The organism is Phaeovulum sp. (assembly GCF_041596715.1).
Classification (GTDB): domain Bacteria; phylum Pseudomonadota; class Alphaproteobacteria; order Rhodobacterales; family Rhodobacteraceae; genus UBA6213.
The window spans coordinates 1-6,627 of the sequence record NZ_JBFHIA010000177.1 but is presented as its reverse complement, the minus strand read 5'-3'; the positions used below and the strand labels follow the sequence as shown (position 1 = coordinate 6,627).

Genomic DNA, 6,627 nt, shown 5'->3' with positions numbered 1-6,627 from the left:
ACCTCTGCGCAGCATTCTTTGAATCTTGCTGTTGCTGGCAAGGAAATCTTTGAATCCGGGCCAAACGGCGTTGGCTGCAAAGAATGCCACGGCCACGATGCGACCGTGTTGGTTGCACCCGACCTTGGCGGCAAGTCTGCGATGGAGGTGCACGCGGCAATCATCGGCATCGACGGGATGCAGGGGCTTGTGCTTTCGGCTGATGATCTGAAGGCCGTTGCGGCCTATCTTACGCAGCAGGCTGGCAAATAAACCAGCGCGCCTGCGCCCGGCGGCTGCCACCGCCGGGCGCAGCCAGTTTCATCCGGCGTCTTTTACTGCGGACTTCACGCTCACCCAAGACGCCGCCTTTTCGCCCATCTTGCGGAACTTGTCAGACGCGCTCGTCAGCTTTGCTTCCCATTCTGGGTCGGGTGTCTGGCCTTCGGTCAGCTTGAAAAACACCTGCAACATGCAGGCGATGGCGAATGGTTCGATCAGCGCCGCCTTCACCGCCCATGCGAACAAAAGCGCAAACACCACCCCGCCCGCCGCGATATTGCCCGGCATCAGGTACACCACCGCCGCCGCCGGGGCGAGCATCACCACAAACACCGCGAATGACAGCGCATAGACGATGGCCGTCAGCCAGACGGCGTTGATCATGATCGGTTTCGCGTTCTGCCCATAAAGCACCAGCGCCTCGCGCGCCGAGGTGTAGGGGTTGTCCGATTTTGTGCGGATCGCCTGCGCCAGCATCACCTCGTCAAGCAACCCGACCGCAACGCGCAGATAGGCGCGCACCAACCCCATGATCTTGTCGAGCCCCGGTATCGGCACGAGCATCAAAAGACCTTGCACCAGCCCGGTAATCAGCCGCAGCACGCCCTTTATCAGCCGGTCGAGCAGAAATAGCGCCGAGGCTTGGCCAAAGCGCGCGGTCACCACGGCGCGGGCGTGCTCTATCTGACCTCGGCCCTGCGGCAAGGCTCCGCCCTGCAACAACTCGACCATGACCGCGATATGGCCTGCCTTGACGATATAAAGCAGGTAGTCGCGCAAAAAGAACAAAACCCCCGCCACGCCCGCAAAACCGATGAGCCCGCCCCAGAAGGTTGTCGAGGCGCGGAACTCTTCATCGCCAAAGCCCCCGATGCCCCAGCCCACGCCCGCACCGGTGCCTGTGGCGATGATGTAGGCCGCAGTGATTGCGAAATAGACGATCATACGAAAGATCACGAAAGGCGCGGTCTGGCGCATTAGCCCGAGTCCGCGCGAAATGCTGAAATCCATATCTGTCCCCGCTCGCTTATCGGGCGAACCCGCGCCCACCATGCCAGCTTAACGCGAAATGCGCGCAGGACGCAGTGTTTTGCGACCCTTTCGCGCGTCGCGCGAAAGGGGTGGCGCAGGTGTGCAAATTCGAGTGCAAGTGGGGGCGGGTACGGCAGAATGTCCCGCCGCTAGGGCGAAATGGCGTTTGCCGGAAAACATACCATTCCACGCCAAAAAATATGGAGTGATCTATTCACACGGAAGGGCAGAGACTACATCGCACAGCGCCGCGAAAGCGGCGCTTTTGATTTCGTGCAAAGGGTAGGGGTCAGCCGCCCCAGGTGCGCAGCGGGCCGCAATCCATATGCACGAAGTTCGATCGGCTGTATTTGCCCACCCCGCCCGCATTGCAACTGGCCGCGGCCTTGTAGATCTGCGAGACGGAGCGGCCGTCCAGCCGCAGGTCGGCAGCTTGGCCCTGAATGTGGAGCGAGTTCTTGGCCACACCGCTGGAAGAGCGACGCATCGCGTCGTTGGTGGCTTGCGAGCGATAGCCGGAAAGCATGTTGTAAGGGGTCGATGTTTCAAGCAGGCGGTGCGAAGCGGCTGCAATGTCGATGGTGCGTGCGTCGATCGCCTTTACTTCGTTGCTGCGCACGTCGCGCATGAAGTGGCTGATTTCGGCCATGGCTTCTTTGATATACTCGCCTTCGACCCAGTAAACGATGTCGATAGACTCGCCCGTACGGCCTGAAAACATGCTGATGCGGCGAATATCGCCTGCGCCCTTGAGGAAACCGAATGCCTTGCTCGAGGTAGGAGCCGCGACAACCATTGTTGCTGCAAAGGCACCAATGAGGCCTCGTCGGGTCATTAGCGATGATGTCATTTCGTTAGCCTGTCCCGTAGTTTGCCGTATTTACCAACGGCTTAATAGATCGTGCTCATCCAACCACGCAGACTTTATTACACAAACTGATTCGCCTTCCAACAGCGGATTTGTCGCACAAGCGGAATATCGTTAAGCATCGGCTACTTTTTGCCGAAAAGGGCGCGCTGTTGCACCGCTGCATCGTGTCGGCTGCGCGAGGCGATTTCAGCACCTGTGCGCACGTCATTGTGCGCGCGATAGGGGTGGACAGATGTGAGTTTTTACTTGAGTCTCGGCAGGATTGACCGGTTTTGGGGCGAGGCTTTGGCGGTGATGACAAAAGCGAATTATGTGGGCATGGGCGCGCTGACGGCGAGGCTTTTGACCGTTTGGGCGCTGCTGCTTGCTTTCGCAGCCCCCGCCCAGGCGCAGCTTTCGGGCTTTGAACAGGCGCTGGCCGAGGCGGCCTCGGCAGATTCAGCGCTTGCGTCGTTTTATGGCGACCGTGGTTACGCGCCCATCTGGACCACCGGGCTTGATGCCGAACGCCGCGCGGCCTTGTTTGCCGCCTTGGCCGCAGCCCCCGACCACGGCTTGCCCGCTGCCCGCTACGGAGCCGAGGCGTTGAGCGCCCGCTTTGCCAGCCTGCGGACAGAGCGTGACCGCGCGCGGCTTGAGGCGGCGGTTTCCTTGGCACTGCTTACTTACGCGCGCGACGTGCAGCTGGGGGTTGTCACAAACCCCGCTTCGCTTGAAGAAGGTTTGCTGCGCAAGCCCAAACAGCAGGATCGACTGGCCATTCTAGAGGCTTTCGCCGCTGCTGCTGACCCTGCCGCCTTTCTGCACACGCTTCCGCCGCAAGATCCGGAATATGCGCAGCTAATGCGCGCCAAGTTCGATATCGAGGCGGCGCTTGCGCGTGGCGGTTGGGGCCCCAAGGTGCCGGCGACGGGCAAGCTAGAGCCCGGCGCGACGGGCCCGGCAGTGATCGCGCTGCGCGACCGGCTGATTGCACTGGGTTATCTTGCACGCTCGGCATCCGCCAGTTTCGATACCGCCTTGCAAGCCGCCGTGCAGCAATTCCAGCTGGACAACGGCCTTTCCGCCGACGGCGTGGCGGGCGAAACCACGTTGGGCGAGATCAACCGCGAACCCGAAGAGCGCCTGCGCGCCATCGTCGTGGCGATGGAGCGGATGCGCTGGATGTATGGAACCGAACGCGGCGAGCGCCATGTCTGGGTGAACCTGCCCGATTTCAGCGCGAAGATCATCGACGATGGCAAGGTCACGTTTCAGACCGTGACGGTGGTTGGCCAGAACCTGCGAAATACGCGCAGCCCCGAGTTTTCGGACCAGATAGAACATATGGTCATCAACCCAAGCTGGTATGTGCCGCGCTCGATCACGGTTTCGGAGTACCTGCCGATGTTGCAGGCCAACCCGGGGGCTGTGTCTTATCTCGATCTGATCGACCAGACTGGCCGGGTCATTTCACGCGAAGGCATCGACTTCGTTCAGTTCGACGCCAATTCCTTTCCCTTCGATCTCAAGCAGGGTCCGTCGAACGCGAATGCGCTGGGGCTGGTAAAGTTCATGTTCCCCAATGTGCATAACATTTACCTGCATGACACGCCCTCAAAATCGCTTTTCGCGCGTGAAACGCGGGCCTTCTCGCATGGCTGCATCCGACTGGGCGATCCGTTCGACTTTGCCTATGCGCTGCTGGCACGCCAGAGCAGCGACCCGCAGGGGCTGTTTGCGCACTATCTGCATTCCGGTCAGGAAAGCACGTTGCCGCTAGAAAAGTTCGTGCCGGTGCATCTGGTGTATTACACGGCCTGGCCGAACGCCAAGGGCCGTGTCGAGTTTCGCCGCGACATCTACGGACGCGATGCGCTGATTTTTCAGGCACTGCAAAACGCCGGGGTGGCGCTACCTTCTTGGCAGAGCTAAACGGGAACCGAAAGCCATGGGGCAAGGGCGCCCCATGAGCATTACCGGGGCTGCAGATGGCGCATACCGTACATTCCATTGCCGAGGCGCTCGGGCTAGTGGCGCATGGCGCGGTCGATTTGACGATCAGCGGGGTGGCAGAGCCGGCGCTGGCGGGGCCTGACGATCTGGCATTTGCGGGCAACCCGAAATACGCCGAGGCGCTGCGGCAGGGGCAGGCGCGGGCGGCACTGCTGTGGCAAGATGCCGATTGGCGCGGCTTGGGTTTGCAGGCGGCAATTCTGGCACCGCGTCCACGCTATGCGATGTCTGGCATCAGCCGCCTGTTCGATCCGGGCCCCGAAATCGCACCCGGCATCCATCCGACTGCTTCGGTGGATACGTCGGCCCGCGTCGGCCAAGGTGCCGCTATCGGCCCCTTTGTCACTATCGGGCGCGATGCCCAGATAGGCCCTCGCGCCCGCATCGGCGCGCATTGCACCATTGGCGAGGGTTGCCTGATCGGGGCTGATGCGCTGTTGCACCCGCGCGTCACGCTGGGCGCGCGCGTGGAGGTCGGCGATCGGTTCATTGCGCAATCGGGCGTGGTGATTGGCGGCGACGGATTTTCCTTTGTGACGCCCGAGAAATCGGTGACAGAGGAAGTGCGCGAAACCCTCGGACAGCGCGGTCAGACGCGCCCGCAGGCTTGGGAGCGCATTCACAGCCTAGGCAATGTGGTGATCGGCGACGATGTCGAAGTGGGGGCCAATACTACCATCGACCGTGGCACCGTGCGCGCCACGACCGTGGGATCGGGCACCAAGATCGACAACCTCGTGCAGATCGGCCACAACGCGCAGCTTGGCCGAGATTGCCTGATCTGCGCGCAATCGGCCGTTGGCGGCTCGTCGCGGCTCGGTGACCGGGTGGTTTTGGGCGGCAGGGCGGGCGTTTCCGACAACCTGCTGGTGGGCGATGATGTGGTGCTGGGTGCCGCGGCTGTGCTGCTTTCCAACGCGCCGGCGGGGCGCACGCTGCTTGGCTATCCCGCAATCAAGATGGACGCTCAGATCGAGGCTTACAAGAATACCCGTCGGCTGGGGCGACTATTCGCGCAAGTGGCGGAATTGCGCGAAGCTGTTATCAGACTCGGCGGAAAAAACTGAGCGGAGACATGCATGCGAAATGCTGTTGCCACGGAAGTCATAGCAATCATCGCCCAACAGGCGATGATCGCGCCCGAAGAGGTGCAGCTTGGCATGACGCTCGATCAGTTGGGATTTGACAGCCTCGTGCTGGTCGAGGCGCTGTTTGCCATCGAGGAAAAGTTTAACATCACCGTTCCCTACAATGCCAACGAACCGGGTGAGGCCGAGTTCGACATCTCGTCGATCGGGGCCGTAATCGCCGGTGTCGAGGCGCTTGTCGCCGCGCAAGGGTGACGGTTTGGGCCGAGTAGTCATCAGCGGCGCGGGCACGATCAACCCGCTCGGCGCAAACGTGCACGAGACGTTTTTGGCGCTGCAACAGGGGCGGGTGGCGATCGGACCGCTTGCGCTGCGCGATTCCGAGCGGCTGTCGGTGCGGATCGGAGCCGAGGTAAAGGGCTTTGTGCCTGAAAAGCATCTGAGCCGCGCAGAGCTTGGCTTTGCCGACCGTTTCGCGCAATTCGCGCTTGTGGCGGCGCGTCAGGCAGTGGCTGAGGCGGGGCTTGCCTTGGACGACGATCTGGCCGAACGCGTCGGGGTCATTATCGGCACCGCAGGCGGCGGGCTTACCACTTCGGACGAGGCCTATCGTGCGGTTTATGCCGAGGGCAAGAACCGCGTGCACCCCTTTACCGTGCCGCGCCTGATGCACAGCGCCGCCGCAAGTCTTGTGGGCATGGCGTTGGGGCTGCGCGGCCCCAGCTTTTCGGTGTCTACCGCCTGCGCCAGTTCAAACCACGCGATGGGGCTTGCTTTTCAGATGGTGCGGGCCGGGGCGGCACCAATGATGCTGGCGGGCGGGGCCGAGGCGATGCTGTGCTTTGGCGGCATCAAGGCTTGGGAAGGGCTGCGCGTGTTGTCGCCCGATGCCTGCCGCCCGTTTTCAGCCGACCGCAACGGGTTGGTGCAGGGCGAGGGGGCGGCGATCTTTGTGTTTGAAGATTACGACCACGCCCGCGCGCGCGGTGCGCCGATGTTGGCCGAGGTGGTCGGTTTTGCAATGGGCGCTGATGCGGGCGACATGGTCATGCCTTCGCGCGAAGGTGCGGCGCGGGTGATGGCGGGCGCGCTTGCCGATGCGCGCCTTGCACCCGAGGCGGTGGGTTATATCAACGCGCATGGCACCGGCACCGCCGCCAATGATCGCACCGAAGTATCGGCAATTCGGCAGGTTTTTGGCGCACATGCTGACAGGCTGATGATCTCGTCCACCAAGTCGATGCACGGGCATCTGATCGGCGCAACCGGGGCGGTCGAGCTTGTCGCCTGCCTGATGGCGCTGGGACAGGGCGTGATCGCGCCAACCATGGGCTACCGGGTGCCAGACCCCGAGTGCGCACTGGACGTGGTGCCGAATGT

7 protein-coding genes are annotated in these 6,627 nt (G+C 62.2%); 5 read left to right on the top strand and 2 right to left on the bottom strand.

The window, feature by feature from the left end:
- Positions 1-252 (top strand): cytochrome c (locus tag ABY403_RS11940; protein ID WP_372841046.1); only part of this gene is annotated, 252 nt, incomplete at its 5' end.
- A gap of 48 nt (positions 253-300) precedes the next feature.
- On the opposite strand, the gene ABY403_RS11935 is transcribed toward ABY403_RS11940, so the two are convergent.
- Positions 301-1,272, bottom strand: a complete 972-nt coding sequence (locus tag ABY403_RS11935; RefSeq protein WP_372841045.1) for a hypothetical protein — start codon at positions 1,270-1,272, stop codon at positions 301-303.
- A 310-nt stretch (positions 1,273-1,582) separates the two neighbouring features.
- Positions 1,583-2,143, bottom strand: a complete 561-nt coding sequence (locus tag ABY403_RS11930) for a YcbK family protein (RefSeq protein ID WP_372841044.1) — start codon at positions 2,141-2,143, stop codon at positions 1,583-1,585.
- 315 nt (positions 2,144-2,458) lie between these two features.
- On the opposite strand from ABY403_RS11930, the gene ABY403_RS11925 reads away from it, so the two are divergent.
- From ABY403_RS11925 to ABY403_RS11910, 4 genes are all read left to right on the top strand, one after another.
- Entirely contained in the window at positions 2,459-4,078 is a 1,620-nt protein-coding gene (locus ABY403_RS11925) for a murein L,D-transpeptidase (protein ID WP_372841043.1), read from the top strand.
- 56 nt (positions 4,079-4,134) lie between these two features.
- Entirely contained in the window at positions 4,135-5,226 is a 1,092-nt protein-coding gene (lpxD, locus tag ABY403_RS11920; RefSeq protein WP_372841042.1) for a UDP-3-O-(3-hydroxymyristoyl)glucosamine N-acyltransferase, read from the top strand.
- 12 nt (positions 5,227-5,238) lie between these two features.
- Positions 5,239-5,502 (top strand): acyl carrier protein, encoded by a 264-nt coding sequence (locus tag ABY403_RS11915; RefSeq protein WP_372841041.1) that lies wholly within the window; start codon positions 5,239-5,241, stop codon positions 5,500-5,502.
- Positions 5,503-5,506: 4 nt separating this feature from the next.
- Positions 5,507-6,627: beta-ketoacyl synthase (locus ABY403_RS11910; RefSeq protein ID WP_372841040.1), on the top strand; the 1,121-nt coding region annotated here is incomplete at its 3' end.

Coding starts and splice junctions, on each gene's coding strand:
- ABY403_RS11935 (WP_372841045.1), bottom strand. CDS start 1,272: ATGGATTTCAGCATTTCGCGCGGACTCGGGCTAATGCGCCAGACCGCG.
- ABY403_RS11930 (WP_372841044.1), bottom strand. CDS start 2,143: ATGACATCATCGCTAATGACCCGACGAGGCCTCATTGGTGCCTTTGCA.
- ABY403_RS11925 (WP_372841043.1), top strand. CDS start 2,459: ATGACAAAAGCGAATTATGTGGGCATGGGCGCGCTGACGGCGAGGCTT.
- lpxD (WP_372841042.1), top strand. CDS start 4,135: ATGGCGCATACCGTACATTCCATTGCCGAGGCGCTCGGGCTAGTGGCG.
- ABY403_RS11915 (WP_372841041.1), top strand. CDS start 5,239: ATGCGAAATGCTGTTGCCACGGAAGTCATAGCAATCATCGCCCAACAG.